Annotated in this window: 27 protein-coding genes and 1 pseudogene; 15 read left to right on the forward strand and 13 right to left on the reverse strand. The window is 66.9% G+C overall.

What is annotated here, in order from left to right; genetic code table 11:
- Positions 1 to 116: 116 nt before the first annotated feature.
- The 5 genes from ACFQEY_RS17340 to ACFQEY_RS17360 all read left to right on the forward strand — a co-directional run bounded on the left by ACFQEY_RS17340 (position 117) and on the right by ACFQEY_RS17360 (position 3,570).
- Positions 117 to 485 (forward strand): universal stress protein, encoded by a 369-nt coding sequence (locus ACFQEY_RS17340; protein WP_379771092.1) that lies wholly within the window; start codon positions 117 to 119, stop codon positions 483 to 485.
- On the forward strand, positions 482 to 1,024 hold the full coding sequence (locus ACFQEY_RS17345; protein ID WP_379771095.1) for a GNAT family N-acetyltransferase: 543 nt from the start codon (positions 482 to 484) through the stop codon (positions 1,022 to 1,024). Before ACFQEY_RS17340 ends, ACFQEY_RS17345 begins: the two co-directional genes overlap by 4 nt.
- A 103-nt stretch (positions 1,025 to 1,127) precedes the next feature.
- Positions 1,128 to 1,751, forward strand: coding sequence for an adenylate kinase (locus ACFQEY_RS17350; protein WP_379771098.1), 624 nt, complete (start codon positions 1,128 to 1,130; stop codon positions 1,749 to 1,751).
- A gap of 93 nt (positions 1,752 to 1,844) precedes the next feature.
- Positions 1,845 to 2,762 (forward strand): DUF106 domain-containing protein, encoded by a 918-nt coding sequence (locus tag ACFQEY_RS17355; RefSeq protein ID WP_379771100.1) that lies wholly within the window; start codon positions 1,845 to 1,847, stop codon positions 2,760 to 2,762.
- Between the two features lie 193 nt (positions 2,763 to 2,955).
- Positions 2,956 to 3,570 carry a DUF655 domain-containing protein gene (locus ACFQEY_RS17360; RefSeq protein ID WP_379771103.1) on the forward strand — a complete coding sequence of 205 codons (615 nt, stop codon included), beginning with the start codon at positions 2,956 to 2,958 and terminating at the stop codon, positions 3,568 to 3,570.
- 677 nt (positions 3,571 to 4,247) lie between these two features.
- Here the strand turns inward: ACFQEY_RS17360 and ACFQEY_RS17365 are convergent.
- Both ACFQEY_RS17365 and ACFQEY_RS17370 read right to left on the reverse strand, forming a co-directional pair.
- A pseudogene (locus tag ACFQEY_RS17365) lies at positions 4,248 to 4,463 on the reverse strand (DUF7123 family protein); the annotation flags it as partial.
- A 122-nt stretch (positions 4,464 to 4,585) separates the two neighbouring features.
- On the reverse strand, positions 4,586 to 4,849 hold the full coding sequence (locus tag ACFQEY_RS17370; RefSeq protein WP_379771105.1) for a DUF8028 family protein: 264 nt from the start codon (positions 4,847 to 4,849) through the stop codon (positions 4,586 to 4,588).
- 433 nt (positions 4,850 to 5,282) lie between these two features.
- Here ACFQEY_RS17370 and ACFQEY_RS17375 point away from each other — a divergent pair, with 433 nt between their 5' ends.
- The gene (locus tag ACFQEY_RS17375) at positions 5,283 to 6,116 is read left to right on the forward strand and encodes a DUF7260 family protein (protein WP_379771107.1); all 834 of its coding nucleotides are present in this window, start codon (positions 5,283 to 5,285) and stop codon (positions 6,114 to 6,116) included.
- A 188-nt stretch (positions 6,117 to 6,304) separates the two neighbouring features.
- Here the strand turns inward: ACFQEY_RS17375 and ACFQEY_RS17380 are convergent, their stop codons facing one another.
- Together ACFQEY_RS17380 and ACFQEY_RS17385 are read right to left on the reverse strand one after the other, a co-directional pair.
- A complete protein-coding gene (locus ACFQEY_RS17380; protein ID WP_379771109.1) occupies positions 6,305 to 7,087 on the reverse strand; it encodes a pirin family protein in 783 nt (260 codons plus the stop codon).
- Between the two features lie 74 nt (positions 7,088 to 7,161).
- Positions 7,162 to 8,574, reverse strand: a complete 1,413-nt coding sequence (locus ACFQEY_RS17385; RefSeq protein ID WP_379771112.1) for an OFA family MFS transporter — start codon at positions 8,572 to 8,574, stop codon at positions 7,162 to 7,164.
- Between the two features lie 372 nt (positions 8,575 to 8,946).
- Between ACFQEY_RS17385 and ACFQEY_RS17390 the strand changes: the two genes are divergently transcribed.
- The 4 genes from ACFQEY_RS17390 (at position 8,947) to ACFQEY_RS17405 (ending at position 11,891) form a co-directional block, all read left to right on the forward strand.
- Positions 8,947 to 9,489 (forward strand): universal stress protein, encoded by a 543-nt coding sequence (locus ACFQEY_RS17390; RefSeq protein WP_379771114.1) that lies wholly within the window; start codon positions 8,947 to 8,949, stop codon positions 9,487 to 9,489.
- Between the two features lie 88 nt (positions 9,490 to 9,577).
- The gene (locus ACFQEY_RS17395; protein WP_379771117.1) at positions 9,578 to 10,498 is read left to right on the forward strand and encodes a DNA adenine methylase; all 921 of its coding nucleotides are present in this window, start codon (positions 9,578 to 9,580) and stop codon (positions 10,496 to 10,498) included.
- A gap of 128 nt (positions 10,499 to 10,626) precedes the next feature.
- Positions 10,627 to 11,076: a universal stress protein gene (locus tag ACFQEY_RS17400; RefSeq protein WP_379771119.1), complete on the forward strand. Its 450-nt coding sequence runs from the start codon at positions 10,627 to 10,629 to the stop codon at positions 11,074 to 11,076.
- Positions 11,076 to 11,891 carry a DUF63 family protein gene (locus ACFQEY_RS17405; RefSeq protein ID WP_379771197.1) on the forward strand — a complete coding sequence of 272 codons (816 nt, stop codon included), beginning with the start codon at positions 11,076 to 11,078 and terminating at the stop codon, positions 11,889 to 11,891. Before ACFQEY_RS17400 ends, ACFQEY_RS17405 begins: the two co-directional genes overlap by 1 nt.
- Positions 11,892 to 11,997: 106 nt before the next feature.
- Here ACFQEY_RS17405 and ACFQEY_RS17410 read toward each other — a convergent pair whose 3' ends face one another.
- The 3 genes from ACFQEY_RS17410 to ACFQEY_RS17420 form a co-directional block, all read right to left on the reverse strand.
- Positions 11,998 to 12,579, reverse strand: a complete 582-nt coding sequence (locus ACFQEY_RS17410; RefSeq protein WP_379771121.1) for a DUF2150 family protein — start codon at positions 12,577 to 12,579, stop codon at positions 11,998 to 12,000.
- Positions 12,580 to 12,672: 93 nt separating this feature from the next.
- Positions 12,673 to 13,521: a TatD family hydrolase gene (locus ACFQEY_RS17415; protein WP_379771124.1), complete on the reverse strand. Its 849-nt coding sequence runs from the start codon at positions 13,519 to 13,521 to the stop codon at positions 12,673 to 12,675.
- 465 nt (positions 13,522 to 13,986) lie between these two features.
- On the reverse strand, positions 13,987 to 15,339 hold the full coding sequence (locus ACFQEY_RS17420) for a putative ATP-dependent zinc protease (RefSeq protein WP_379771126.1): 1,353 nt from the start codon (positions 15,337 to 15,339) through the stop codon (positions 13,987 to 13,989).
- Positions 15,340 to 15,580: 241 nt separating this feature from the next.
- Between ACFQEY_RS17420 and ACFQEY_RS17425 the strand changes: the two genes are divergently transcribed.
- Entirely contained in the window at positions 15,581 to 16,618 is a 1,038-nt protein-coding gene (locus ACFQEY_RS17425) for a succinylglutamate desuccinylase/aspartoacylase family protein (RefSeq protein ID WP_379771129.1), read from the forward strand.
- 121 nt (positions 16,619 to 16,739) lie between these two features.
- On the opposite strand, the gene ACFQEY_RS17430 is transcribed toward ACFQEY_RS17425, so the two are convergent.
- Together ACFQEY_RS17430 and ACFQEY_RS17435 are read right to left on the reverse strand one after the other, a co-directional pair.
- Entirely contained in the window at positions 16,740 to 17,270 is a 531-nt protein-coding gene (locus tag ACFQEY_RS17430; RefSeq protein WP_379771131.1) for a DUF7979 domain-containing protein, read from the reverse strand.
- 277 nt (positions 17,271 to 17,547) lie between these two features.
- Positions 17,548 to 18,156, reverse strand: coding sequence for a DUF8162 family protein (locus tag ACFQEY_RS17435; protein ID WP_379771134.1), 609 nt, complete (start codon positions 18,154 to 18,156; stop codon positions 17,548 to 17,550).
- A 90-nt stretch (positions 18,157 to 18,246) separates the two neighbouring features.
- Here ACFQEY_RS17435 and ACFQEY_RS17440 point away from each other — a divergent pair, with 90 nt between their 5' ends.
- Both ACFQEY_RS17440 and yciH read left to right on the forward strand, forming a co-directional pair.
- Entirely contained in the window at positions 18,247 to 19,569 is a 1,323-nt protein-coding gene (locus ACFQEY_RS17440) for a dihydroorotase (RefSeq protein WP_379771136.1), read from the forward strand.
- 148 nt (positions 19,570 to 19,717) lie between these two features.
- Positions 19,718 to 20,011, forward strand: coding sequence for a stress response translation initiation inhibitor YciH (yciH, locus tag ACFQEY_RS17445; RefSeq protein WP_004046732.1), 294 nt, complete (start codon positions 19,718 to 19,720; stop codon positions 20,009 to 20,011).
- Between the two features lie 93 nt (positions 20,012 to 20,104).
- Here the strand turns inward: yciH and ACFQEY_RS17450 are convergent, their stop codons facing one another.
- A complete protein-coding gene (locus ACFQEY_RS17450) occupies positions 20,105 to 20,938 on the reverse strand; it encodes a geranylgeranylglycerol-phosphate geranylgeranyltransferase (RefSeq protein WP_379771138.1) in 834 nt (277 codons plus the stop codon).
- Between the two features lie 187 nt (positions 20,939 to 21,125).
- Here ACFQEY_RS17450 and ACFQEY_RS17455 point away from each other — a divergent pair, with 187 nt between their 5' ends.
- Positions 21,126 to 22,163, forward strand: a complete 1,038-nt coding sequence (locus ACFQEY_RS17455) for a disk-shape morphogenesis protein volactin (RefSeq protein WP_379771140.1) — start codon at positions 21,126 to 21,128, stop codon at positions 22,161 to 22,163.
- Between the two features lie 89 nt (positions 22,164 to 22,252).
- Positions 22,253 to 22,861: a helix-turn-helix domain-containing protein gene (locus tag ACFQEY_RS17460; protein WP_379771143.1), complete on the forward strand. Its 609-nt coding sequence runs from the start codon at positions 22,253 to 22,255 to the stop codon at positions 22,859 to 22,861.
- 15 nt (positions 22,862 to 22,876) lie between these two features.
- On the opposite strand, the gene ACFQEY_RS17465 is transcribed toward ACFQEY_RS17460, so the two are convergent.
- The 3 genes from ACFQEY_RS17465 to ACFQEY_RS17475 form a co-directional block, all read right to left on the reverse strand.
- Complete coding sequence (locus tag ACFQEY_RS17465; RefSeq protein ID WP_379771145.1) at positions 22,877 to 24,109, reverse strand: TIGR04347 family pseudo-SAM/SPASM protein; 1,233 nt, start codon at positions 24,107 to 24,109, stop codon at positions 22,877 to 22,879.
- A complete protein-coding gene (locus ACFQEY_RS17470; protein ID WP_379771148.1) occupies positions 24,106 to 24,546 on the reverse strand; it encodes an Htur_1727 family rSAM-partnered candidate RiPP in 441 nt (146 codons plus the stop codon). The genes ACFQEY_RS17465 and ACFQEY_RS17470 overlap by 4 nt, the downstream gene beginning before the upstream one ends.
- A gap of 934 nt (positions 24,547 to 25,480) precedes the next feature.
- The coding region (locus tag ACFQEY_RS17475; RefSeq protein ID WP_379771149.1) for a DUF3387 domain-containing protein at positions 25,481 to 26,539 on the reverse strand (1,059 nt) is incomplete at its 5' end.

Raw genomic sequence — 26,539 nt, forward strand, 5'->3', positions numbered from 1 at the left:
GGATTCGACGACTCGGCCCCGCTCCGCGTGGGCGTCTGTTGGTCGGTACGGGCTCCGCCGTCGCGGCGCGTCCCGTCGGAGATCCCTTTTTGTATCGGGGTGTGGACGTGAGACGCATGAAGGTGCTTTGCGGGATCGGCGGCAGCGACGACTCGATCCGCGCGCTCGAACGGACCGTCGAGCGCGCGGCGGTCGCGAACGACGATCTCACCGTCGCCGTGGTCGAGAACCCGGACTCGTCGATCGCGCCCGACGAGATCGTCGAGCGGGCCGAGGCGGCCCTCGCCGACGCCGGGATCGACGCCGAGGTCAGACGCGTCGAGGGAGATCCAGGGAGCCGCCTCGTGGAGATCGCCGAGACGGAGTCGTTCGACGAGATCGTCCTCGGCGGCGGCCACACCAGCCCGATGGGGAAGATCACGATCGGACCGATTGCCGAGTTCGTCCTGTTGAACGCCAAGACGTCGGTCACGCTGGTCAGATGAGCGACCGAGCGTATCCGGAGGCGGTGGCCGACGACTTCCCCGTCCCTCCCACCGAGTTCTCCGACCGGGAGGGCCGCCTCATCGAGCTCCGTCCGTACGAGGGGACCGAGGAGGGATACGAGGCGCTCGTCGAGATGTACGACGCCTTCGACCCAGCCGACCGCGCGCAAGGGATCCCGCCGAGCGGCGAGGCGCGGATCCGCGACTGGCTCGACGCGATTCTCGGCGACGACTGTTTCAACGTGGTCGCGTGGTGCGGCGACGAGGCGGCCGGTCACGCCACGCTCGTTCCCGACGACGACGCCTACGAACTCGCGATCTTCGTCCATCAGAAGTACCAGCGCGCCGGGATCGGGACACACCTCATCCGCGGACTGCTCGGCCACGGGCAGGCGGCCGGCGTGACCAAGGTGTGGCTCACCGTCGAGCGATGGAACCGCGCCGCCGTCTCGCTGTACAAGAAGATCGGGTTCGAGACGTCGGACGCGGAAAGCTTCGAACTGGAGATGGGACTGCGGCTGAACGAGGATCAGGAGTAGGACAGAACGAGGATTCGAGGTAGGAAGAACGAGGATCCGGGGAAGTCGCGAAGCGCTGGTCGGAATCTTCAAGCCTTTACGTGCGGCGAGCGAGCGCTCGGGTATGAGCCATCGGATCCTTCTGCTGGGGGCACCCGGAGCCGGAAAGGGGACACAGAGCGCGAAGCTCGCCGACGAGTACGGCGTCGAGCACGTCACGACTGGCGACGCGCTCCGTGCAAACAAGGACATGGAGACGGAGTACGGCACGCCGCGCTCCTTCATGGAAGCCGGCGAGCTGGTCCCCGACCCGGTCGTCAACGAGATCGTCGAGGCCGCACTCGCCGACGCCGACGGCTTCGTGCTCGACGGGTACCCGCGCAACCTCGACCAGGCCGAGTACCTCTCGTCGATCTCGGACCTCGACGCGGTCATCTTCCTCGACGTCGACGAGGAGGTGCTCGTCGACCGCCTCACCGGCCGTCGCGTCTGTAACGACTGCGGGGCGAACTTTCACGTCGACTTCCAGCCGCCGGAAGTGCCCGGCGTCTGTGACGAGTGCGGCGGCGAGCTGATCCAGCGCGACGACGACACGGAGGAAACGGCCCGCGAGCGACTGGAGGTCTTCTACGAGAACACCGAACCCGTCATCGAGCACTTCCGTGACGAGGGGGATCTCGTCGAAGTCGACGGCGAGGCCCCTCCGGATGAGGTCTTCGACCGCATCCGCGACGTTCTCGACGAATAGGGCGTCGATCAGTAGTCACCCCGCTGCGAGCCGACCGCCGCGTCGACGCCGATTCTACAAGGTTCTTAACCGTCGACCGCCAATCGTCCGATAATGAGCAAGGTCGAACGGAGAGTCCGCTCGCTCGTCCGCGAGGACGGCGAGATGCGGGACGCCGTCGAGGTAGTCCTCGATCGTGCCACCGACGGGGAAGTCCAGTGGGTGGACGTTCGCGACGAGATCACGAGCGGGCAGTGGGGCCGACTCATCGAAAAGGAGATCCTCGTCGACGGCGAGACCGGGTTCGCGCTGGCCGACCCGGACGCAATCGAGGCGGGAATGACCAATGACGACGACGGAGATCTTTCGAGCGGCGGCGACGTCGAGACGCCGGAGACGACGTCATGGACGAAGTGGGACAAGATCGCCGGGGTGGCGACGCTCGGCGCGTTCGTCGGCTACGCGGTCAGTCCGGTCCGGAACGCGATCGCCGGATCGATCGACATCGTGCTCGGACCGCTCTTGAACATCGTTCCGTTCTACGTCGTGATAATGGTGATCGCCCTCGCCACGGGACTGTACTCCACGCTGTTGCGCGCGGGACTCATGGACATGGACAAGATGAGCGCGTACCAAGATCGGATGAAGGACATTCAGAACCGACGAAAGGAGGCGAAAGAGCGCGACGACCAGGCCGCGCTCGACGCCATCCAAGAGGAGCAGATGGACGCCATGGGCGACCAGCTCGGGATGTTCAAAGAGCAGTTCCGTCCGATGGTGTGGATCATGTTCCTCACGATCCCGGCGTTCCTGTGGATGTTCTGGGTGATCGGGTACCGCGGATCCGAGTCCGCATACCCCGAGATCGCGGCCCAAGAACTCATCGTTCCTATCGCCGGCACCGTCACGTGGGACGCCGGGCTCGTCGGCCCGATCCAGATGTGGATCGTCTGGTATTTCCTGTGTTCGATGGCGTTCACTCAGCTCGTCCAGAAGAGTCTCAACATCCAGATGTCGCCGACGTCGTCGTAGTCGGCGACTGAACGACCTGCGCGGTACGGCCGCCGCCGACGGACGGTCTCTCATCGTCGATCGGTCATCGTAGACACCCGTTTATCGTCGACTGCTACCGCGTGTGTTTATCGTCGACTGCTACCGCGTATCGCGTCGGGTACGGGCGCTCGTCGGCAGCGGTTTTTTCACCGTACGGCGCGGTACTCGACGTATGAGCGATCCCGATGCCGACGCGGCCGACGTGACCGACGGGACCGACGGGACCGACGCAGTCGATGCGTCCGCCGGTCCGACCGTCGTCCTGCTGGACGTGTTACCGAACGGTCGGCCCGACGACAACCGGCCGGCACACCAGAAGTCACCGGTCGCCTACGGTCTCGGAACGGACTCGTTCCGGCTGTACGAGCTCTCGCTCGACGAGGACGCGGACGTCTCCGTGAGCGATCGGATCGGCCTCGACGGGCCTTCAGTCGGTCGCTACCGCGAGGTCGAGTTCGACGACCTCACGCACAACGCGGCCGCGGAGATCGAGTACGCCGTCGAGGCGATCGTCGACGCCGACGAGGAGCGCTTCGTCGACTTCTACAACGAGGCCGGACCGATCACGCTCCGGCTCCACCAGCTCAATCTCCTTCCCGGGATCGGCAAGCAGCTCCGTAACAACCTACTCGACGAGCGGAAGCGCGGCCCCTTCGAGCGCTTCGAGGAGGTCTCCGAGCGCGTCTCCGGACTCCACCGCCCGCGCGAGGTGATAGTGGATCGGATCGTCGAGGAAATCCGCGAGGACGACCTCAAGTACCGGACCTTCGCCGGCCGTGAGGAGTAAACAGGCCCTGTTGGAACCGCCGTCGGTGAGCGTTTCTTCCGGTCGTGGTCAATACAGAAACGGCACCGAGCGAGTACGGGAGTAGGGATCGCAGACCGCTGCCGGCGACGTGATATTTAAAAGAAATGAGCGCGGCAGCGACGACTACTTATAAATAGACGACGCTGTGGCGCGCCTCCGAGCGCTCGCTTTTAAGCGAGCGCGAGGAGCCCGCGAGGGACGCGGCGACTGCAGGGAGCCGCAAGGCTGGGGAGGTGTGAGGCTGCGGTGCGGTTGCGGTGGGGGGTGGGACTCAAAGGGGCAGCCGCGAGGTGGGCGCAGGCGACACAAGCACCGCAGCGAAGGAGCGTAGCGACTGAGCGAGGCGCGCAGCGAGTGTGCGCCCACCTCGCGGCTGGGGCTTTGGAAGTGTTCACCGCGCCAGCAACGATCACGTATAAATAATCAACGCCAGAAACACCGCAATTCACCACGCCAGCAACGATATATAAACAGCCGCCAGCAACACCACTCACTCACTTATAAATGACCACTCCACCCGCGTGCAATACCCACTCCCGGGATGGTTCGCTCCAACTCCCGTACTGGCCGGAGGGGATGTCTACCGTGTTGCGTGGAAATTTCTCAAATAGCTCCGCGGTCGACCGTCGTATCCGAATGTGAATCCCGCGTTGCGATCACGCTTCGGACACGCGCCACGTCGTCGCCCCGGTGTACGACCACTTCTCGATTTCGAGATCCGGCACCGATTCCTGGAGTTGGACGATCAGCGCGCCGATCTCCTTCGGTGAGAGCCCGACGTCGTCGGCGATGAATTTCGCTTTGAAGTAGGTCTCGCCGTCGGCCGCCTCCGATCGCAGGAAGTCGGTGAGGCGGTCGGCCTTCGACGCGGTCGGTTCGGTGGACTGTTCGCCGGACTGCTCGGTGGACCGTTCGCCGGACTGCTCCGAGGACCGTTCGACGGATTGTTCGGCGGACTGTGCGGCCGTTGGTCGGGCGGGGGAACTCGTGGTACTCATGCGGTGGTGGAGGGGGTGTTGTGTTCGTGACCGATCACGATACAGGCCATGTGGACGGCGATGAGAGCGAGCGCGCTCCACGCGCCCTCGAAGCCCATCGCGCCGTACGCCGCGGGCAGGTACGCGAGAGGGAGGACGACCGACGCCCAGAACGCGACGCCGCGTACGCCCGCGACCGCGCGGCGGCAACACTCGGCCGAAACGGTACTGCCGATCCGGATCGGCGTGCGGATCGATGAGGAGGCCGTTTTACTTGACATGGGGAACACCGTCGTCACTCGACTCATGCAGCGCCGACATCATATAAGGGACAGAGCGTTGGCCCGTGTTCAGCCGGATTGTCGATCGTTTGCGACCGTTTCGAACCGTTCACCGAGTTCAACGACCGTTTATAACGACTTCAAATCGTTTTATATCGTTCATAACCGCTTTTGAACGGCGTATGTCGCCAGGGGAGATTGGCGTCCGCATTCCGGGGTGGAAGCATCGATCACCGTCGGCGTCCTCGCGACTCCCGCGACTCCCGCGACTCTCGCGACTCCCGGACATCAGCCCGCCGGCTTTTGATCCGGTCGCAGCCCGCGGTGGCCGACCGACCGAACGCGGCGCGTGTATTGAGTGCTCAATACCTCTCCGTCGCACCCCATACCACTCATACCAGCGTTTACGAGGGCGATCCGCGAGAGGTGCGGTATGGCAACGATCGACGGATCATCGGACGGTGGCCTCGTCGCGCTCGACGATGCGAGAGAGGTACTCCGCGTCGAGCGGCGGCGCGTCGTCGACGAGCGCGAAGCCTTCCGCGCGTTCCGGGACCGGATCGAATCCGTCTCGACGGAGCAAATCGAAACGGACCGCGAACCGGGGGCAGCCGCATACGGAATCGGAGGCGCGGACGGACTCGGCTCCCCTAGCGGGCCGATCGGTACCCACGCTCCCGCCGGGTCGGGGCTCGTCGCGGTCCGAGACGCGTACGCGGAGACGGTCATGTCCGTTCCGCACTACGACATCGAGTACGACGACACCTACGAGCGGAGCCTCGCCGCGGAGTTCGGGCCGGAGATAGCGTTCGCGCTCACCCGAACCGCGCGATTCCACGCGGAGTACAAGCGGTCCCTGCTCGCTGCCGTCGACGACGCAATCGATGAACGGGAGCTGTTCGCGGAGACGATCGGATCCGAGATCGAGTCCGTCGACCGTGCCGCCTCTCGACTGACGCCGATCGATCGAGAACTGGAGGCGATGGCGCGCGAGGAAGTCCCGGACGGAGACTTCGGCGCGCTCGATGCCTGCCGGGCGCGGACGAACGTGCTCCGTTCCGACTGCGACCGGATCGCCGTCCGGCGTCAGCGCGAGATCGTCGACCACGAGCGATCGCTCGCGCTCGACGGCGATGTCGACCTGGCGACGTACCTCTACCAAGACCTGTCGGTGACGTATCCAGTTCTCGCGGCGATCGGGACCGTCGGCGATCGGATCGACGCGCTCCGGCGAGATATCGAACGGGAAATCGCCGGCGGTCGGTGACGACCGGATCGGTTCGCTGCCTGGTGTCACAGCGGAACGAGCGTGGCCATCCCGATCGTACCGCCGCCGAAGACGGGGAAGATGGCGTCTCCACCGCGACGACGAGGGCAAACGTCACGCCGGCCAAGCTGATCGCGAGTGGATCGGGGACGCCTTCGACGACGAACGACGGACCGGAGTCCGACCGTCTACCGTCCGATCGTTCCCCGTCGGGTGATCGGCGCGTCGGGGTCGAGGCGGAACGCGACCACGACCGCATCCTCGGTGGCGGTCAGCGTCGGCGTCTCTCCGCCGGTCCAGAGACCGCTTTCGGCCCGAGCGAACGTGGTGTCCGCTGCCTCGATCTCCCCCTCGAAAACGTAGAAGTACACGTCCCAGTCTTGGGAATCCGTCGCGGCCGCGGCGGTCCGCCGTCCGTCCGGGAGCGCGACGGATTCGCCGGCGTCCAGCCGGAGATCGAAGCAGTACACGGCGTTTCGGACGGTGAGCGGGTGATCGGTCCCCGCCGGCGCGAACACGCGACGCCACTCGTTCGCGACGGGATCCGGGAGCGGTTCGTGTTGGATACCGGGGTCGAGATCGAGGCTGTGCGGACGGACGAATATCTGGAGCATCCGGAGCGGCGGGTCGTCCGCGGCGGTCTCCTCGGAGTGTGAGAACCCGCGGCCGGCGTTCATGATCAGAAGGGTCTCCGGATCGGTGACGAGCCGGTTCCCCTCTCCGTCGTCGTGGCGCATCACGCCAGCCGGCACCCACGAGACGATTTCCTCGTTGCGGTGCTGGTGCATGGGGATCAGCGTCCCCGGGTCCATGAACGACTCCACGACGGTCGACAGCGGCCCGTACCCGTGGTCCTCGTGGCCCGGTCGATTCCGTCCGGGGAAGTTAAAGTTCGTCCTGAACGCGCCCTGGTCCCGGGACGCGGTCGTCTCCGGGGCCTTGAACAGTTCGAGTTCGGCGGCGTGTTCCATCGCCGGACGTACGCGCGGCGAGGGCAAAAGGAGCGGGGTCGCTCGGCGGATGCGGGGCGGCGGATGCCGAGCCGTCAGTTCGGAGACGCGGCCTCGTCGCGGTCCAACCCGGAACCGCTCGGTGGACGGAGGACGAACGTCGCGAGCCCCGCGGCGATCGCGAGGCCGCCCCCGAGCGCGAACGTCGGGACCCATCCGACCGTCGCGACGAGGTAGCCGGTCACGGTGCCGGCGAACACGCCGCCACCGACCTTCGCGGTGTAGAGGACCGCGTAGTTGCCCGAGGAGTTGCGCGCGCCGTAGTAGTCCGCGATCATCGCCGGGAAGTAGACGTACAGCGGCGAGGAGAAGAACATCGCCGCGAGCACCAGCGCGACGAACGTGACTCCCGATCCGGACGATCCCGCCCCGATCAGGGCGAGCCTGAACACGCCCGCGAGCACGAACGAGACCGCCATCACCCGCTTGCGGTCGAAGCGGTCGGAGGCCTCTCCGAGGATCATCCGCGAGACGCCGGCGGCGACGGGAAGCAGGGTCGCCGACGCGGTCGCGACCACGGCCGCCAGCCCGAACTGCTCGGCGAACCGGACGACATTGGCGATGACGATGAGGTCGGCGGCCGCGGTCGCGACGAACATCGCGTACAGCAGCCAGAACTGCCACGTCGAAAGCATCTCACGGGTCGTGTACGCGCGCCCCCGGAGCGAGGCCGCCAGCCCATCGTCGCCGCCGTCACCCTCCTCTCGATCCGTTAACCCGAGCCAGTCGTCGGGCGGATCCCGCAGGAGGAACGCGCCGACGAGCGTCACGACGAGGATGCCGATACCGACGTTTCGGAGCACGTCGCTGTAGGCGGCCACCGTGGCGTTCGCGCGGACGTACGGCACGACCAGCGCGCTGCCGCCCGCGAACGCCATCGTCCCGATGCCCGTCGTGAGTCCCGTGCGGTCGGGGAACCACTTGACCGCGGTGTTGACCGCGACGGTGTACACGATCCCGACGCCGACCGCTCCCAGCGAGTAAAGCAGGTACAGCTGCCAGACGGTCGTCGCGTACGCGAGGCCGATGTAGCCCCCGCCGGCGAGTAGCGCCGCGACGAACGTGAGCAGCCCCGGTCCGCGACTGTCCCGCCACTTCCCGGCCGGGAACTGCGAGAGCGACTGAAAGACGACGTAAAACGAGAACACCGCGCCCAAGGCCGGTAACGCGATGTCGAGGTTCGCCGCCAGCGGCTGTTCGATCGACGACCAGACGTACTGGTACGGGCTCACGGCGGCCATCATGCCGGCCGCCGCGACGATCTGCCACCACCGAGAGAATCCGAGGACGTCGGTGGCCCGACCGGCGTAGTCGATCTCACCGCCCTCGGCGGCTCCGGTAATGTCGTCTCCCTCGGCGTCTCCGGCAATGTCGTCGCCCTCGTTAGTATCGGCGACTACGTCGGCATCGTCCCCGACACCGTCGCCGTTCTCGTCGCCGTCATCCATCGTTTCCGTCCGTCGCGTCGGCAGTGGTTTCCCGTGTCATATCGTCGTTCCTCTCGACGTTCGCCGCTCCGCGCGAGCGCGGCGATCCGTTGTCCTATCGGTACTGTTCGGACTCGCGGATTAAAACGCGTCGTTGCAGTCGTTCTTGCCGTCTCGACCTGACGCGGATGGAGTCGCTCGCAACGCACCGAATCGCTCATAAAGATCGTGATCGTCGAACAAAACGAGAGTGTGTTGAACTATCGTCCACCGTTTACGGATAGATAATGATAATCGTTTATCCTGTCGAAAATCGTTAAGAGGGGCCCGCTCGTACGTGAATACGAGAACCACCGGCGTCCTCGAACGGACGATACCCGGTACCGAGAACCAATGTCCGCCGACCCAGACACTCCCGACTCGACGAACCGCTCCGCGACCAGTCCGCAGGCGGGCCCATCGCAAACGAGCCCGTCGCAAACGAACCCCTCGGCGACGTTCGACTCCGCGTCGGCGTCCGCTCTCTTCGAGCGGGTGCTCGTCGTCACCGCTGACGACGACGCCGGACGGGCGGCCGTCGACGCCGGCCTCGACGTCGCCGCCGCACACGGTGCGACCGTGGACGCGCTGTACGTCGTCGACACGAGGGAGCACTGGGACATGGCCGTCGAGCGCTCCGAGCGCACCGGCGAGACGCTCGTCGAAGACGCGGCGGCGCGCGGCGAAGCGCGCGGCGTCGACGTCGAGAAGCGGTTCCGCTACGGGACCGCCCACGACGAGGTCCTCGACTTCGCCGCGACCCACGACGCCGACCTGATCGTCGTCGGGTCCGCGCGCCGGACCGGCCTCGACCGGCTGGTCCACCCCGAGACGCTCCCCGTCCGGGTACAGCGCGGCGCTTCCGCTCCCGTGCTGGTCGTCGGCGCTGACGACTGACTTCCGGCTCGGTCGTTCCCGACGAAACCGATCGGCTCCGCGTCGCCCGGGACGTTTATACGGCGGCGCGGGGGATTCCCGACAGCACATGGCCGAGCCGATCCTGAAGTGGGCCGGCGGAAAGCGGCAGCTCCTCGACGAGCTGTACGCGCGGTTCCCGGCCGAGTACGGTCGCTATCACGAGCCGTTCGTCGGCGGCGGCGCGGTCTTTTTCGACCGCGAGCCCGCGGGGGCGACGATCAACGACGCGAACCCGCGGCTCGTGAACTTCTACGAGCGGGTGCGGGACGATCCCGACGCCCTGATCGAGCGGTTGGAGTCGTTCGACGACCCGGAGGCCGACCCGGACCCGTCCCTACGGTACAGCGAGGAGACGGCTCGCGGGCGCGCCGTGGAGAACTACTACTACCAGCAGCGCGCGCGGTTCAACCGGCGGCCGTACGAGGGCGAATTCGACCCGCTCGAAGAGGCCGCGCTCCTGTTGTACCTCAACCGAACCTGCTACAACGGGCTCTACCGCGAGAACGCCGACGGCGGGTTCAACGTTCCCATCGGCCGGTACGCAAACCCCGACTGGGTCCAACGCGACCGTATCCGGGCCGCGAGCCGAGTGCTGGCGAGCGGGTCCGTCCGCAACGACGACTTCGCGTACGTCCTCGACGCCGCCGAGCCCGGAGACCTCGTCTACTTCGATCCGCCGTACGAACCGATGAGCGCGACCGCGAGCTTCAACGAGTACAGCGCCGATGGATTCGACCGAGAGGACCAGCGTCGGCTGCTCGACGTGACGAGGAAGCTCGACGAGGCGGGCGTGTCGGTCGTGCTCAGCAACAGCGGCGTGATGTACGAGGCGTACGCCGACGCGGGGTTCCACGTCGACGTCGAGGGCGCGACCCGCGCGATCAACAGCGACGCGGCGAACCGCGACGAGGTCGACGAGATCGTCGCGACAAACGTGCCGACGAACGACCGGTGTGAGGCGGGTCAGCGCGGGCTTCCGGAGTTCTGACGCCCACAACCGGCGGGCGTCCGAGTGTTGAGGCCGGCGAAGCGTCCGGACGTTGACCGCGTCGGCGGCGTCTCCGCCACCGACCGCATGGGGCGGGCTTTTTGAACTCCCCCGACGACGACTCGCGTATGACCGATCTCGACATCGACCTCGTCCTCGTTCCCGTCGACGGGAGCGAGGAGTCCCACGAGGCGGTCGACTACGCGATCGCGGTCGCCGCCGAGTACGACGCGAGCGTCCACGCCCTGTATGTGCTCGACGAGGACGTGGTCCGCGCCATCGACCACGGCGTGATCGACGAGCGCGACGTGGCCGACGACACCGAGGCGTTCACCGACTCCGTCGCGAGACGCGCGGATTCGGCCGGTATCGCCCACAGCAACTCCATTGCGTACGGGTTCTCGACGAAAGTGAAGACGGTCCACCCCGGCAGCGTCGTCCTCGACACGGCGGAGGAGATCGAGTCCGACTTCATCGTCGTTCCCCGCGAGCCCGTCTCGGGTGACCCGGGCGAGGTGCTCGGTAAGGCGGCCGAGTACGTCCTCCTGTACGCCAGCCAGCCCGTCCTGTCGGTGTGATGGTGGACGGCCTCCCGTTCGTCCCCTCGGGGACGACGCTGCCACCGGTGCCGCACCTCGTCGTCGTCCTGCTCGCTACCGCTGCGGTCGTCGCCGCGCTTCGTCGCCGTCGCCCCGCGGTCACCGATCGCCACGTGCTCGCGCTCGCGCCGTGGATGGCGCTCGGATCCGCGGCCCACGTGTTGTACGTCGTCGACGCGCTCCCGCCGCTTCTCGCTCCGCTCGCCGGCTCGCCGACGGTCTACCTCACGGTCGGGTCGCTCGCGGGCGCGGCGTGGCTCGCGAGCGCCGAAGTCCTCCCGAAGCGCGTTCCGACCGGCCTCGCGGTGACCGGCGCGGCGTTGCTCGTTCCGGTCGTCGCGCTCGCGCTCGCGACGGCGGTGTCGACCGACGGCGCGTTCTGGTCCGGGATTTCGCTCGTCGCGACGGTCCCGATCGCCGCGGGCGCGTGGGTGGGGCTGACGCGACTCCGTCCCGAGGTTCGGATCACCGGCGGGGTCGGCGCACTCGCGGTGTTCGGGCACGCCCTCGACGGCATCTCGACTGCGATCGGAACGACCCAGCTCGGCTTCGGCGAGCGCACGCCCGTCTCGCGGATCCTGCTGGAACTCGGCGGGCTCCCGTCGGTCCCGGTGCTCGGCGAGGGATGGCTGTTCCTACTGGTGAAACTCGCGGTCGCGAGCCTCGTCGTCTGGCTCTTCGCGGCGTACGTCCGCGAGACCCCGTCGGAGGGGTACCTCCTGCTCGGGTTCGTCGCGGCGGTCGGGCTCGGCCCAGCGGCGCACAACCTGCTCCTGTTCGCGGTCGCAGCGTGAGCGGACGACCCCGACCGGAGAAGAGACGGCGGGGTCGACGGCGCAATCGACGACACAGTCGACGACGGGGTCGACAGCGGGGTCGACGCCACAGCTGACGGCGGCGTCAGTCGTCTTCCTCGACGACTTCCGGGTCCTCGATGGCGGACTGCAGCGAGTCGAGTCCGTTGACCCACTCGGAGACGAGTCCGTACTCAAGTTCATCGACGAGGTCGATGTCGAGCGGCTCGCCGTCGATGACGCGCGTCCCGGCCTGCACGACGTAGCCGAGCGCGGCGTCGAGATCCTCCTCGGCCTCGGCGTCGGCGGCCGCGCGCACGAACTCGCTCACGTCGCCCTCGACGACGCCGCCGACGACGTACTCTTCGGCCGCGTAAAAGACGGGAACGAGCGAGGTCTGGACGCCGTCGATCAGCATGACCTTGTCCTCGTCGTCGAACGCGACCTCTGCGAGGACGATCTCGCGGATGTCACGGAGCTCCTCGACCGTGCGGTCCTCGTCGATTCGGTCCTCGTCGAACGCCGCGAGCACCTTCACGACGGCGATCGCGGCGTCGTCTTGAAGGTTCAACAGGAGCCGCGCGGAGTCCTCGTTTTCGGGGTCCAGATCCTCCTCTTTGAGCCGGTCGAGCCAGTTCTGCCAGCGTTCGTCGGTATAGAACGTTTCAATGGCGTCGTCGTCGGTCATGTGCGATACGTCGCCCGGACTACTCAAATGCCTTTCCTATCGATCGTGCCGCGAGACGGCGTCACACCCGCTCGACGGCGGGATTCCGGAGTCTCACTCCAGTGTCGCTTCGGTGTCGATTCCGTACACCGCGGCGGGAGTCTCGACGTGCGCCCGCCGAACCGCCTCGTCGTTCCCGCGTTCGAGGAGCCAGCGGACCCGCCGGGGCACGGTTTTCGGTCCGAGCACCATCCCCGGCTTCTCGGGGTCGTCGACGAAGTCGGTCTCCATCAGGAACGGTTCGCCCGACTCCGCGGCCCGTTTGAGGCGGTCCTTCTCGCTCATCACGCTCGGTGTCGGGCCGGCGAGCCGGCCTTCGGCGTAGTGTTTCACGACGCGAGCGGGGTCCATCCCCACCGCTTCCGCGACGGCGGCGAGGTCGGTCAGGTCCTCGCTAGCCTCGGTGTGGAGCTGGACGGCGCAGTCGAGTGCGGCTCCCAGCTCGAACGCGCGCCGGGTCACGGCGTTTGAGGCGTCCCAGACCGCGTCGCTCACGTCGTAGTGCGGCCGTCCAGACTTGAGCGCGAGCGCGTCCCCGGCGGCGACGAACTCGCTCGCGACCTCCAGGCCCCCCTGCATGAGGTCGCGCGCGTCTTCGGGGGAGAATTCCCGCTCGTCGACGAGCCGGCTGATCAGTCCGGGGTGGACGCCGAGGACGGGCCACGCCCGGCCCGGCAGCACCTCGTTCGCGCTCTCGACGGCTTCGATGGTCTCCTCGAAGACGGGTCGGAAGTCGGCCGGCTCGTCGGGCTCCACGCCGAGGTGCCACGAGGGTTTGTTCACCACGAGCAGATGGGTCCCGCCGAGCCGGACGAAGTCCTCGACCGCGTCGACGCCGCGACCGTGGCGCGGATCGAGGTGGAGGTGGTTGTCGAGCACGGGCGTCCCGAGGTCGTCGGTCATACGCGAACGACGGGGCGGCCCGCGCTTATAAACAACGGACGCGACGACGGCGCGAGACGTGACGGCGCGAGGCGTGACGGACCGAGACGTGACGGCGCGAGGCGTGACGGACCGAGAACGAGAGCGACGACTACTTATAAATGAACGTTGCTGTCGGCGTGCGCCTCCGAGCGCCCGCCGGGCGCGAGGAGCCCGCGCGAGGGAGGGCGGCCCGTCCGCCCAGCGGTCGGGCGGACGGGCCGTCCGAGGCTGGGGAGGCGTGAGGTGCGGCTGGGGCGTTGGTGATGTTCACCGCGCGAGCACCGATTTATAAGCGAGCGGCAGCGAGGCGCGGAGCGCCGCTGGCAGCCGGCGGCGAACCGCCGGCGACTGGGGCGTTGGAGGTGGTCACCGCGCTAGCGGCGTTCCCTTATAAACACTCACGTCAGCCGAGTGCGGCACGTCCTCCCGCAATCCCGCGACGCGTTACTCCTCTTCGAGGATCTCGCCGGCCTCGTCGCGCTCGGCCTCCTCCACGTCGGCGCGCTTGCGGACGTCGACACGGTAGTCGGTGAGGATGTCGCGACCCAGAAGCAGCGGGTACTCCATGTGCCCGCGATCCTCGACGCTGGCGGTGACGGTGTGCTGGTTGCCGCCGATGCCGATGACGAGGTCGACGACGGGGCGCGCCTTCCCGCCCTTCACGCTGCCCGATTTCACGCGCGTCATGCTCTTGATCGGACCCGCACCGATCTCGGCGGCGAGCTGCGTGTCGATGCTCGTCCGGGTCGCGCCCGTGTCCGACTTCGCGTGCGCCTGCGTGGAGCCGGAGGTGCCGGTGACGACGACCTCCTCGATGTAGCCGATGACGGGCTGCTCGGACGGACTCGCCTTCGGGATCGGCGCGCAGGAGGGACGCGAGTCGTCGAGGGTCGCCGAGATGCGCTCGACGTCGTCGTCGTCGACCTCGCCGCCGACCGTCTCGATCGCGAGCTTCGCGATGTGCGGGGCGGGGCTCGTGCCGGTCGCCTCGAACAGCCCCTTGAACCCGGCCGTCGGGTTCACTTCGAGCACGTACCAGCCGTCGTACCCCTCGACGAGGTCGACGCCGGCGTAGTCGAGGTCCATCACGTCGGCCGCGTACAGCGCCGTCTCGGCCGCCTCGTCGGGCATGTCGTCGGTCGCGTCCTCGACCGCGCCGCCGAGCGCCACGTTTGTCCGCCAGTCGCCCTCGGGCGCGTAGCGGTACATCGAACCGATGATCTCGTCGCCGACGATGTACACGCGCAGGTCGCGGTGTTCCTCGTCGTCGCGGTCGATGAGCTTCTGAAGAAACGCCTGCCGGTTTCCGACCTTCGGGTTCACGCGCTCCGTGAGGTCGACCTTCCACGTGCCGCCGCCGTGAGTCCCGATCGCCGTCTTGTACACGCCGACGTCGCCGAAGCGCTCGCGGCCCTCGTTGAGCCGGTCGTTCGACAGCGCGAGCAGGGCGTCGGGCACGCGGATGTTCCAATCGGCGAGCGTCGCGGCGGTCGCGAACTTGTGGATCGACGCGAGCACCGCGTTGGGCTCGTTGAGCATCGGCCGGATCCGTTCGAACGTCGTCGCCAGGCCGAGCAGCTCCGCGGGCTGGTCCGTGTTCGACAACAGAAGCCGATTCGCGATGACGTCGACGGGCGGCTCCACCGAGACCTCGCCGTCGTCGACGCTGATCGCCGCGTTCTCCTCGCGGAGCCACACGGGCTCGTGGCCGAGCCCCTCGACCGCGTTGCAGATAGCTTTCGTTTCCTTGCTGTTGTGCAGCGACAGCACTCCCACCCGGACCGCGTCCGAACTCATGTACCACTGTGCGGGTGCCGGCGTAAAAGTTCGTCCGATCGCCGTTCGGGAGGGCCGCCGCGGCGCGCGCTCCGGGGCTCGATTTGGTGATCGGTTCGATTCGGCGGATTGCGTCTCGGCTCGGAACCCGACCCGGCGGACCGCGTCTCGGCCCGGAGATTGGCTCGGCGCGCAACGCGCGTGACGGCCGAGCGCCCCCCGGGTCGCCATATATATACCCGCCGCCCTGCTCCGGTGTGACATGAGCGACGACCGGGTGTTCACGTACAACGGCGGCGCGGTGCCGCCCGGTGAAACGCAGAACATCCGTTACGGAATCAGCGAGACGTACCTCGGCGACCCGGTCCGGATCCCCGTGACGATCGTCAACGGGGAACGCGACGGCCCCACCGCGTTCCTCACCGCGGCCGCGCACGGCGACGAGCTGAACGGCATCGAGGTCGTCCGCGAGGTGGCCCACGAGTGGGACCTCTCGGAACTGGCCGGGACTCTCGTCTGTCTCCCAGTGCTCAACGTACCGGGCTTCCTCGCCCAGCAGCGCTACCTCCCGGTGTACGACCGCGACCTGAACCGCTCGTTTCCGGGGAAGGCGGGGTCGACGAGCTCGAAGCGCATGGCGAACCGGATCTACTCGAATTTTATCGCGCCCTGCGACTTCGGGCTCGACTTCCACACCTCCACCCGCGGCCGGACGAACATGCTCCACGTCCGCGGGGACATGGCCGACGCGGGCGTCCACCGCCTCGCGATGTCGTTCGGGTCGAACGTGATCGTCGACAGCGACGGTCCGGGCGGCACGCTCCGCGGCGAGGCGACCGCCGACGAGATCCCCACGATCACGATCGAGATGGGCGAGGCCCACCGGTTTCAGCGCGATCTCATCGACGACGCCCTCGCCGGCGTGCGCTCCGTCTTCGCGGAGTACGAGCTACTCGAAAACGACACCGTTCGCTGGCCCGGCTGGCGGACCATCGTCGCCGGCGCGGGCGAGAAGACGTGGCTCCGCGCAGACTCCGGCGGCATCGTCGACACCCACTTCGAGAGCGGCTCGCTCGTCCGCGAGGGCGACCGGATCGCGACGATCACCAACCCGTTCAAGAAGGACGAGGTCGGCGTCGAAGCACCCTTCACCGGCCTGTTGATCGGTCTCTTGGAAAATCCCGTGGTGTACCCCGGAAACCCGCTGTGTCACCTCGTCGAACTCGACGAGTCCACCCGGCGGGCGATAGAGACCGGCGACGTTCCGAAGCCGGTCGGACAGCCCGATTCCGCGGACTGAGGCCGACCTGATCGGTTCCGGCCGGAATCGACCCGACCGCGGCCGACCCGCGAGCGTCCCGTCAGTCGCCGTATCGGCGTATCAGCTTTTGTGCCGGCGTATAAGTCGCCGTGGCGGCGTGTCAGGCGTCGAGCCGTCCCCGAAGCGCCACCGCAGCCGCGGCGACGGTCGCGAAGAAGCCCGCCAGGAACGCGACCGGCTGGAGGACGACCCGCTGGGCGATCACCGCGCCCGGTTCCCGCTCGACCGTCCGCGTCCAGAACTCGTACCGGTCGCCCCCGCGATCGACGATCAACAGCCCGTGTCCGAGCCTCGGCTCGGTCGGGTACGACAGCGAGCCGACGCGCGCTGCCGGATCCTCGACGCCGAACCCACCTTCGGTTTCCTGCGCCCGGTCGAATGCCTCGCGCGCGTCGGGGTCAAGGTCGGCGTAGCCGACGACGGCGTCCTCAGAATCAACGGCGGCGGCGGCGTCCCGTTCTCCGGTCTCGCCGACCTCGATCCCGGCTATCGGCGAGTCGCCCGCGACCGGCTGCACGGTGTGGGTGTAGGCGGGATCGGGTTCGCCGACCGCCACCGGGAGGTACAACGGGTTCGCCAACAGGAGGATCCCGACCACGAGGAGGCCGACGATCCCGAGCCGAGTGCGCATACACGGAGTTCGACGGAATGGGATTTGAGGCTTTCCGCCGTCTTGCCTGTCCACAGAACGACGATCGATTGCGGGAGTGGGTATTGCAGACCGCCGATAGCGACGTGGTATTTAAAAGCGATGAGCGCAGCAGCGACGATTGCTTATAAATGACTACATCAACCGCGTGCAATACCCACTCTCGGAATCATGCGTTTCTGCGTCTGTACTAGGCGATTCACCCACCCGGCGGGATAGGTGTGAGGGCTGTCACTGCTGGCAAGTGCGTGAATTCCACTCAGTAGCCGCCGGGGAGCGCGAAGACGACCGCGAGCGCGAACAGCGGCACGGCGGCCATCGTCGCGTACCAGAGGCCGGCGGCGACGAGAAGCGCCCACGTCGAGGCACCGTAGCCGGTCGGATCCCAGTCGACCCCAGCGCGCGGGAGCCCGAGCACGGCGACCGCCGGCGCGACGAGCGTGACGAGGACGCCACCCGCCAACGCGGTCTCGATGAGTCCGTTGCTCCAGCCGGGGCCCGCCGAGTCGACGAGTCCGACCGTGAGCAGGAGGCCGGCGACGTACGGGACCGACAGCGCGAGCGCGACGGCGACGTACGACGGGACGAGACGCCCCGCGGGCGGCAGCGTGACGAACAGCGCCCGGAATCGCGACGCGAGCAGAAACGGGGACCAGAGCACCGCGGCGACGAGTCCCGGGGAGGCGAACAGGAGGAGCGTCAACAGCCAGCCGACCGCCGCGTCGACGACCGCGGGCGCGACCGGAGTGGCGGAGATAACGGAGGCGACGTGGGCGATGGGCGTGGCGGAGGTGGCGTGGGCGACGGGAGCGACTGGGCCGACGGGAACGATGGGGGCGACGGAGGTGACGATGGAGGGGAGCGCCATGAACTGACGGGAACCGCGCGCGGTAAACCGTTTGTGGTGACCGGTGTCGGGATCACCACGGTTTAAGCGGCCCGACGCGAGCGCGTACGCATGCTCATCACGGGAGCGGAACTGGCGGACGGGCGGGTCCGCGACGTGCGGATCCGCGAGGGAACGATCGACGCCGTCGAGGCGGCCGACGCGGGACTCGACGCCGACGCCGGCGAGCGCGTCATCGACGCGCGGGGGAGACACCTCCTTCCCGGCGCGATCGACGTCCACGTCCACTTCCGGGAACCCGGCGGGAGCCACAAGGAGACGTGGGACTCGGGCTCGAAGAGCGCGGCCGCCGGCGGCGTCACGACCGTCGTCGATCAGCCGAACACCTCGCCGCCGACCGTCGACGGCGACGCCTTCGACGAGAAGGCCGCCCTCGCGGCCGCCTCCCACGTCGACTACGGGATCAACGGCGGCGTCACCGGCGACTGGGACCCGGAGAGCCTCTTCGAGCGACCCCTGTTCGCGCTCGGCGAGGTGTTCCTCGCCGACTCGACCGGCGACATGGGGATCGCTCTCGACCTGTTCGAGGACGCGCTCGCGGAGGCCGCCGACCGCGACGTCCCCGTCACGGTTCACGCCGAAGACGAGACGCTCTTCGACGACGCTGCGCTCGACGGCGACCTCGACGGCGTCGGCACCGCCGCGGCCGCCGACGCGTGGTCCGCCTACCGGACCGCCGCGGCCGAGGTCGCGGCCGTCGAGCGCGCGCTGGACGCCGCCGAGGAGACCGACGCGCAGGTGCACATCGCGCACACGTCGACGTCTGAGGGGATCGACGCGGTCGCCGCCACCGGCGCGACCTGCGAGGTCACCCCGCATCACCTCTTTCTCTCGCGGGAGAACGCCGGACGACTCGGCACGTTCGGGCGCATGAACCCGCCGCTGCGGTCGGAGGAGCGACGGATAGCGGTTTTCGAGCGACTCCGCGACGGCGACGTCGACGTGGTCGCCACCGACCACGCGCCCCATACGGTCGCCGAGAAGCGGCGGGGCCTAGTCGACGCGCCGAGCGGCGTTCCCGGTGTCGAGACGCTCTATCCGCTCCTGTTGGAGGCGGTTCGAACCGGCGATCTTCCGATCGAGCGCGTCCGCGACGTGGTCGCCGCCAACCCCGCGTCGATCTTCGGTATCGAGGGGAAGGGGCGGATCGTCGAGGGTGCCGACGCCGACCTCGTCCTCGTCGACCTGACGGACCCGCGCGAGATCGAGGCCGGAGCGCTCCACAGCGCGTGCGGCTGGACCCCGTTCGAGGGACTCCGGGGCGTCTTCCCCGAGCTGACGATTCTCCGCGGCGAGGTCGCCTACGAGCGTGATCCCGTCACCGGCGCGGAGTCGTTCGGCGAGCCGAACGGCCGGAACGTTCGGGAGCGGTGAGGGCGAGGCGAGCAGTCCGGGAGCGGTGTGAGGGGATGAGATGGCCGTTCGTGAGCGGTGAGAGGGGAGCGGACCGTCCGTGAACGACGTGCGTCGCGGTCGCACTCCCGACACTATTTAATACGGGCACCCTGTAGATTCGACCGTAATGTCGGAAGTCTGCTCGACGTGCGGACTGCCCCAGGAACTCTGCGTCTGCGAGGACGTCGCGAAGGAGTCCCAGCAGATCAGCATCCGCATCGACGAGCGCAGGTACGGTAAGGAGGTAACGGTCATCGAAGGATTCGACCCGAAGGACGTGGACATGAGTTCGCTCTCGTCCGATCTCAAGTCGAAGTTCGCCTGCGGCGGCACCGTCGAGGACGGTGCCATCGAACTGCAGGGGAATCACTCGGGTCGCGTGGAGGACTTCCTCCGCGATAAGGGCTTCAACGTCGCGTGACCGGCACCTAACCGTCCGCGGTCGAGCGCTTTTCCCAAAACTCGCGCAGTCAGCGGCTGTGTCGCTCAGTGACTTCGCTCCCTCAGCAGCCGCTCAGATCAGAAGCGCAGCGCGCCCGACGACGAACGCGACGGCGGCGAGGAGCGTTCCGTATTTAAATCGCTGCTGTGCGGCCGTCGGGTCGGAGAAGCTCTCGTAGCAGGCGTACAGCATGACCGCGTCGGCGACGGCGACGATCAGGAGGTAGACGCCGCCGAACGTCCCCGAGAGGTACGGGAGCGGACTGGCGGCCACCGCGACGACGAGCGAGGCGGTCGCGACCCACAGCGCTCGTCGCTCGCCGATGGCGATCGGAAGCGTCGAGAGCCCTTCCTCGCGGTCGCCGACCACGTCCTCGACGTCCTTTATCACCTCGCGGGCGAACGTCGAGAGCCCCGCGAGCAGCGCGAGCGCGATCACGTCCCCGGGACGCCCGACGGCAGCGCCGCCGAACAGGAACGTCGAGCCGACGAGGTACGAGACGAGGGCGTTGCCGAGTCCGGGCGTCCCCTTAAATACCGTCGTGTACGTGACGAGCGCGGTGAGGTTGACGGCGGCAATGGCGATTGCGAGTGGCGGGAGGAGCGCCGCGAGCGCGACGGCGGCGGCGAACCACGCGGCGGAGACGGCGAGCGCGCCGCGCGCCGAGACCGCCCCGCGCGGGATCGGCCGATCGGGCCGGTTTATCGCGTCGATTTCGCGGTCGAAGTAGTCGTTGATCGCGTTGCCGGCGGCGACGGCGAACGCGGTAACGACCGTCGCGACCGCGGCCGGGACGACCGCGGCGTCGGCCCCGGCGACGAACGCGCCCGTCCCCGTGAGGACCCCGGCGGCGACGCAGTTTCCCGGGCGCGCCAGTTCCAGAACGCCACGTGCTGTGTCGTGCAAGTCGTCTCCGTCCACCGCGGCGCGACACATAAACGGCGCGGGATCCGATCGCGCCCGACGCCCGGTTCGTTAACGATCTTGTCGTCGCGCGCTCTCCGCGCGAGCACCCGCGAGCGCACTTCGAATGCGTTCTCTCACGGCGCAACACCCACGAACGTTTATGATGACTGGATTAAAATGTGGGTCCATGGCGAAAGGACTCGACGTCGGTACGATGAACATTCTCTCGGGGCGACAGGAAGGAGCCGAGACGGTGTTCGTACAGCAACGCAACTCGTTCGTCGAGATCGAGTACAGCGACATGGCCGAACAGATGCTCTCCCGAAGCGAGGTCCTGCACATCCGCAAGGACGACAAGGTGTACGTCGTCGGCGACGACGCCCTCAACTTCGCGAACATCTTCAACAAGGAGACGCGCCGCCCCATGCAACACGGGATCCTCTCCAGCGACGAGGCCTCGGCGATCCCGATGATCAAGCTCATCACCGAACAGGTGGTCGGCGAGCCCTCCCGACCCAACGAGCGGCTGTTCTACTCCAGTCCGGCGGACCCGATCGACTCCGGGCTGACGACCCTGTACCACGAGAAGACGCTCGAATCGATGCTCGGCGACATGGGGTACGACCCCGAACCGATCAACGAGGGGATGGCGGTCATCTACTCCGAGCTCGCCGACAACAACTTCACCGGGCTCGGGATCAGCTTCGGCGCGGGGATGACGAACGTCTGTCTCGCGTACTACGCCGTGCCCGTGATGAAATTCTCCATCGCGCGCGGGGGCGACTGGGTCGACGAGCAGACCTCGCAGGCGACGGGCACCCCCGTGGACAAGGTGACGAGCATCAAGGAAGACGACTTCGAGCTCGACTTCCGCACCGACGTGGGCGGCGTCGAGGGCGCGCTCGCGATCTACTACGAGAACCTGCTCGATTACGTCATCGAGAACATCACCCGCGAGGTCGACGAGGAGGACATCGAGGAGGGCCTCGACGTGCCCGTCGTCGTCACCGGCGGAACCTCCAGCCCGAACGGGTTCAAGGACCTGTTCGCGGACCACCTCGAGGACGCGAACATTCCGTTTTCGATCAGCGGCGTCCGCTCGGCCGAAGAGCCCATGTACAGCGTCGCAAGCGGCGCTCTCGTCGCGGCCCGCTCGGAGGAAGGCGAGGCGACTCCGGCGGAAGACGAGGGCGCGGACGAAGCCGAAGCGGAGTCCGAGGACTGACGGCAGCCCCGTGCTTCGGCGATTCCGTGGCGTTCCCGGAAGCTGAAGACGTGCGGATCGACTAAGCCGCGGGCCAGTCAAGCGAGACCATGGCCCAACCCGTCGGCAGCGGTCGTCGACTTCGTGTCGACCTCGCTCTCGATCTCGACCCGGACGAAAGCGGGAACTGTCCGATCGTGGCCGAGACAGCCGATGCGAGCGACGTATCCGTCAACGCGGTGGGCCACGAGTGTACGGTCGACATCCGGCCGACCGGCGGAGAGGGACTGGTCAGCGGGCGCGGGCGAGTCTCGGAGGGCTGCCTCTGTCGCGTCTTTCAGCGGTTCGACTGCGTTCCCCACATTCGGCGGGTCGAGGACGGAACGGTACGTGCCACGACCTACGTCGACGACCGAAAAACGGTTCGTAACGTGGTCGGCGGGCTCCGAGAGAGTCTCGACCGCGTGCGCGTGGCCCAGCTGGCCGTCGTCGAGGGATCCGACGCGGCGGAGCGGGTGACCGTCGACCTCTCGGGACTCACGCCGAAACAGCGGGAGGGCATCGAACTCGCGGTCGCTCGCGGCTACTTCGACGACGAGAGCGTGCGACTCGGCGACCTCGCCGAAGAGCTCGACATCGGCAAGTCGGCGCTCTCGCGGCGACTCCGGTGTGCCCAGTCGAAGCTCGTCACGGACGCGTTCGACGGGGACGGCGAGTGACCGGGCACCGAGCGGTCAGTCCGCCGGCGGCTCGCTCGGCTCGCCGCGGATCCGTGCCATCGCCTTCGCTCCGCGGCGCTCGGAGTCGGTGAGGTAGCACTTCGGATCCGGTGCGAAAGGATCCTCGTGTACGGCCAACGCCCGGAGCCGCGAGCCACCGCGACAAACGTCACGGTACGCGCAGCCGGCGCACCTCCCCGACAGGCGTTCCTCGCGGTTCCGAAGCCCGACGAGCAGCGGGTTCGACTCGTCGGACCAGATGGCCCCGAACGACCGATCGCGGACGTTCCCGGGCGAGTACCTCTGCCAGAACTGCGTGAGGTGGACGTTGCCGACCGGGTCGACGTCGGCGACGCGCTCGCCGGTGGGATCGCCGCCGTTGCGTTCGAGGTAGCGGCGGATGAGCCGCGCGCGGTCCGTCCCCATCTCGCGGTCCGCATACTCGACGAGGTAGCCGGTGTCGGCGTAGTTGCCGACGAGGAGGGTTTCGATCTCTTCGCCCGCGTCGTGGTACTCGCGGGTGAGGTCACACAGGTCGGTGACGGCCTCACGGGTCGCCTCCGGAGCCAGATCGACGTCGGCGATATCAGCACCGCGCCCGCCGTAATCGAGATGATAAAAGCAGAATCGGTCGACGCCGACGTCGACGAGGAGGTCGACGACGCCCGCGAGGTCGTCGACGTTGTGCTCGGTGATCGTGTAGCGGAGCCCGGTCTTGAGCCCCACGTCCAGGCACGCTTCGATCCCGCGGACGGCGGCGTCGAACGCGCCGTCTTCGCCGCGGATCCGATCGTTGCGCTCGGGGAGGCCGTCGACCGACACTCCGGCGTACCGGAGCCCCGCCTCCCTCAGCTCCCGGGCGTTCTCGCGGGTGAGAAGCGTCCCGTTCGTGGAGAGGACGGGTCGTACCCGCGCGTCCGCGGCGTACGCGACGAGCTCAGTCAGGTCCTCGCGGACGAGGGGCTCACCGCCCGAAAAGAGCAGGACCGGCACGCCGAACGCGGCGAGGTCGTCGATGAGGGCTTTCCCCTCCGCCGTCGACAGTTCGTTCGGCGCGCCCTCTCGATCGGCGGCCGCGTAGCAGTGCTCGCAGTGGAGGTTACACCGCTTCGTCGTGTTCCAGACGACGACGGGGCGACGCTGTCGCTCGTCCGTGATCTGCGGCCGCTCCGACTCCTCGGCCGCGTCGTACCGAAGCCCGTCGCTCTCGGCGTCGAGGTCACAGAGGAGTTTGCTGACGGAGATCATCGAAACTCCTCCTCGTCCGGTGCGCCCTCGCCTTCCGCGTCATCCTTCCCGTCTGCACCATCCGTGTCATCGACGACCGGCGCGCCACCGCAAGCGACTGTCGGGGTTCCCTCCGTCTCCTCGTACACGCGTGGCTCTTCCCCGTCGTTTCCCTCCTCGTCGCAGTCCCGCCCTCCCCCGCTCGAGTGCGGGGTATCTGCCAGCAACTCAGCGGAGTATCGGTGCGTCTCCCCGGCGGGACACACCCACACGTCGCGAGCGTACCACGCGAACAGCTTGCTCGCCTCCTCGTGGGCGGCGTCCGGCGTCGGCGCAGCGACCGTGCCGACGTGGCGGAGCGGGTCGGACTCCTCGTCGCGGACGAACACCTCGAAACGGCGACCGTCCGCCGAGCGCGCCCCGCCCGACGCCGCGGATCGCTCCGTTGTTTCGACCATACTCCTAGTTAGACAAGGCCAACCGAACCCGGTTTCGAGCATTCTCACGGCCGCGAAACGGGGTCGAACACGTTCGGGTCTCGACCGCATGAACGCCATGTCGGTATAACAAACCCATAGGTGCGGTGAATTCGGCCGATCGCTTCCCGTCGATCATCCGCAGGTCCGGAGCCGACATTTCCAGGATCGCGTCGAGCCGGGATTCCGGGGACGACAGCGAGCTTCGAATCGACCGGGTGGAACAAACATGAACAATTATTACAGAAGAGGGCATCGGGGTGAATGTGCCACCCGTAGTACACGATTGACGCAGGCTCGGAATCGGGAGCGACGAGCGGTCTCGAGGGTCCGAGCAGGCGAGAGACGAGCATCGAAACGGAGACGAGGATCGAGTCGACGCCGTCATCGGACGGAGAAGCGTCGACCCCTGGGATCGAACCGGTCCCGAGGATCGGAGATCGAAAGTCCACGTCGAACACGGCGATAGACGAGAGGGACGACGGCGCGGGCAGCGACTGCGGCGCGGGCGGCGACGCCCTCCCGACCGCCGCGGAGGCGATCGCGCGTTCGGCGGCAACCTTCGACGCGACCGACACCACCCGGCTCCCGAACGGGATCGACCGGCGGAACGCGTACACCGGGTCGTGTCACGTCGACGACTGACTCTGCCGGCCTGCACTGGGGCCGGATCCTTTTACACGTCGAGGCGACTACGAGCGACCGGCCGATGACGAGACACCGCTCCGAGCTGCCTCGGCACCAGCGATGACGAGCCCTATGAGTGCCGAGGCCAAACTATTACCGACCCTTTAGCTCGCTCGTTTATTGTAGAACAATAGAAACAGACAGCAGCGTACAATGTAAGTGCAAAAGCTGACTCTTACCGTTTATTTGGCTGGTCGCAGTCGATATTCAAAGAGTAGCCGAAGTCGGGTTAAGCCGCTGCCCCACCATAGAATGCCTCTGCCTGTGAGACAATCGGATCAACTAGCTCTTCGTGCTTATACAAGCTCAGGCCATTACTTCGCAGAACAGCCTTTACCTCGGTCTTTATTTCGGCCCGAATTTTCTCACGGTTCGTCCAATCTAACTCCACACTGTCCTTCAAATTCTGCTTCAACTCGTGGGCAATTGTCTTCAACGTCTCCTCATCGATCTCAGTATCCGTGTTCGACGAGATAGCCGAGTAAAAAGCATACTCCTCATCACTTAATCCGAGCTCATCCTGTCGATCATCCGTCTCCTGAATCCTATCAGCGTAATCTCGCAGCTCATCGATCACCTGTTGCGTCGAGAGGAAGCCCTCGTTGTACTCGTTAATTGTCTCCTCTAGTTCCTCCTCGAAGGACTCGTACTTCGCCAGGTTCGTCTGCTTCCGAGTTGTGATCTCATTCTCCAAGAGTTGACGAAGCATCTTCACCTGCAGGTTCTCGAATTCAACCTCTTCAACCTCACCAAGGAAATCGTCGCTCAGAACCGGCTTCTCTTTCTCCCATTTGTCAAACCCGGTTACCTCTACCAAGTCTTCAATGCCGACACCCTCAGCTACCAACTCTTTCATCGCTGAGTCCAAGTCTTCCATCTCATCCGGATTTCCGGAGTTCTCAATGCTGTTGATGGCGCCGAGAACCGCCTCAAAGAACGCCACATCCGCCCGGATGTCACTTGCCGCAGAGTGAGGTGAAACCAGCGAGTGGGCCTTCTTCAACTCCTTCATGGATTCCCGGAACTTCTCCTCACGCTCCTCAGTAATCAGAACCTCATTCTGAGCCTTGTACAACAGGCGTTGGCGCTTCATTCGATCCAGTTGCGGCCAGTTACTGTAATCCACAGCAGCGAAGAAGTCAGAAACCTTCAGATGCTTTTGCCGCATTACTTCCACAGCCTCTTCGATATCCAACATCGCATCGTTCTGGACCTCGGATGTGTACTTGTCCAATGCCTTCTTCAGCCGTTCGCTGATACCAATATAGTCAACAACCAGGCCACCCGG

It is taken from the genome of Halorubrum trueperi (genome assembly GCF_042662525.1).
Taxonomy (GTDB): domain Archaea; phylum Halobacteriota; class Halobacteria; order Halobacteriales; family Haloferacaceae; genus Halorubrum; species Halorubrum trueperi.

Excerpts from the sequence above, each read along its gene's own strand:
- ACFQEY_RS17340 (WP_379771092.1), top strand. The coding sequence starts at position 117 with ATGAAGGTGCTTTGCGGGATCGGCGGCAGCGACGACTCGATCCGCGCG.
- ACFQEY_RS17345 (WP_379771095.1), top strand. The coding sequence starts at position 482 with ATGAGCGACCGAGCGTATCCGGAGGCGGTGGCCGACGACTTCCCCGTC.
- ACFQEY_RS17350 (WP_379771098.1), top strand. The coding sequence starts at position 1,128 with ATGAGCCATCGGATCCTTCTGCTGGGGGCACCCGGAGCCGGAAAGGGG.
- ACFQEY_RS17355 (WP_379771100.1), top strand. The coding sequence starts at position 1,845 with ATGAGCAAGGTCGAACGGAGAGTCCGCTCGCTCGTCCGCGAGGACGGC.
- ACFQEY_RS17360 (WP_379771103.1), top strand. The coding sequence starts at position 2,956 with ATGAGCGATCCCGATGCCGACGCGGCCGACGTGACCGACGGGACCGAC.
- ACFQEY_RS17370 (WP_379771105.1), bottom strand. The coding sequence starts at position 4,849 with ATGTCAAGTAAAACGGCCTCCTCATCGATCCGCACGCCGATCCGGATC.
- ACFQEY_RS17375 (WP_379771107.1), top strand. The coding sequence starts at position 5,283 with ATGGCAACGATCGACGGATCATCGGACGGTGGCCTCGTCGCGCTCGAC.
- ACFQEY_RS17380 (WP_379771109.1), bottom strand. The coding sequence starts at position 7,087 with ATGGAACACGCCGCCGAACTCGAACTGTTCAAGGCCCCGGAGACGACC.
- ACFQEY_RS17385 (WP_379771112.1), bottom strand. The coding sequence starts at position 8,574 with ATGGATGACGGCGACGAGAACGGCGACGGTGTCGGGGACGATGCCGAC.
- ACFQEY_RS17390 (WP_379771114.1), top strand. The coding sequence starts at position 8,947 with ATGTCCGCCGACCCAGACACTCCCGACTCGACGAACCGCTCCGCGACC.
- ACFQEY_RS17395 (WP_379771117.1), top strand. The coding sequence starts at position 9,578 with ATGGCCGAGCCGATCCTGAAGTGGGCCGGCGGAAAGCGGCAGCTCCTC.
- ACFQEY_RS17400 (WP_379771119.1), top strand. The coding sequence starts at position 10,627 with ATGACCGATCTCGACATCGACCTCGTCCTCGTTCCCGTCGACGGGAGC.
- ACFQEY_RS17405 (WP_379771197.1), top strand. The coding sequence starts at position 11,076 with ATGGTGGACGGCCTCCCGTTCGTCCCCTCGGGGACGACGCTGCCACCG.
- ACFQEY_RS17410 (WP_379771121.1), bottom strand. The coding sequence starts at position 12,579 with ATGACCGACGACGACGCCATTGAAACGTTCTATACCGACGAACGCTGG.
- ACFQEY_RS17415 (WP_379771124.1), bottom strand. The coding sequence starts at position 13,521 with ATGACCGACGACCTCGGGACGCCCGTGCTCGACAACCACCTCCACCTC.
- ACFQEY_RS17420 (WP_379771126.1), bottom strand. The coding sequence starts at position 15,339 with ATGAGTTCGGACGCGGTCCGGGTGGGAGTGCTGTCGCTGCACAACAGC.
- ACFQEY_RS17425 (WP_379771129.1), top strand. The coding sequence starts at position 15,581 with ATGAGCGACGACCGGGTGTTCACGTACAACGGCGGCGCGGTGCCGCCC.
- ACFQEY_RS17430 (WP_379771131.1), bottom strand. The coding sequence starts at position 17,270 with ATGCGCACTCGGCTCGGGATCGTCGGCCTCCTCGTGGTCGGGATCCTC.
- ACFQEY_RS17435 (WP_379771134.1), bottom strand. The coding sequence starts at position 18,156 with ATGGCGCTCCCCTCCATCGTCACCTCCGTCGCCCCCATCGTTCCCGTC.
- ACFQEY_RS17440 (WP_379771136.1), top strand. The coding sequence starts at position 18,247 with ATGCTCATCACGGGAGCGGAACTGGCGGACGGGCGGGTCCGCGACGTG.
- yciH (WP_004046732.1), top strand. The coding sequence starts at position 19,718 with ATGTCGGAAGTCTGCTCGACGTGCGGACTGCCCCAGGAACTCTGCGTC.
- ACFQEY_RS17455 (WP_379771140.1), top strand. The coding sequence starts at position 21,126 with ATGGCGAAAGGACTCGACGTCGGTACGATGAACATTCTCTCGGGGCGA.
- ACFQEY_RS17460 (WP_379771143.1), top strand. The coding sequence starts at position 22,253 with ATGGCCCAACCCGTCGGCAGCGGTCGTCGACTTCGTGTCGACCTCGCT.
- ACFQEY_RS17465 (WP_379771145.1), bottom strand. The coding sequence starts at position 24,109 with ATGATCTCCGTCAGCAAACTCCTCTGTGACCTCGACGCCGAGAGCGAC.
- ACFQEY_RS17470 (WP_379771148.1), bottom strand. The coding sequence starts at position 24,546 with ATGGTCGAAACAACGGAGCGATCCGCGGCGTCGGGCGGGGCGCGCTCG.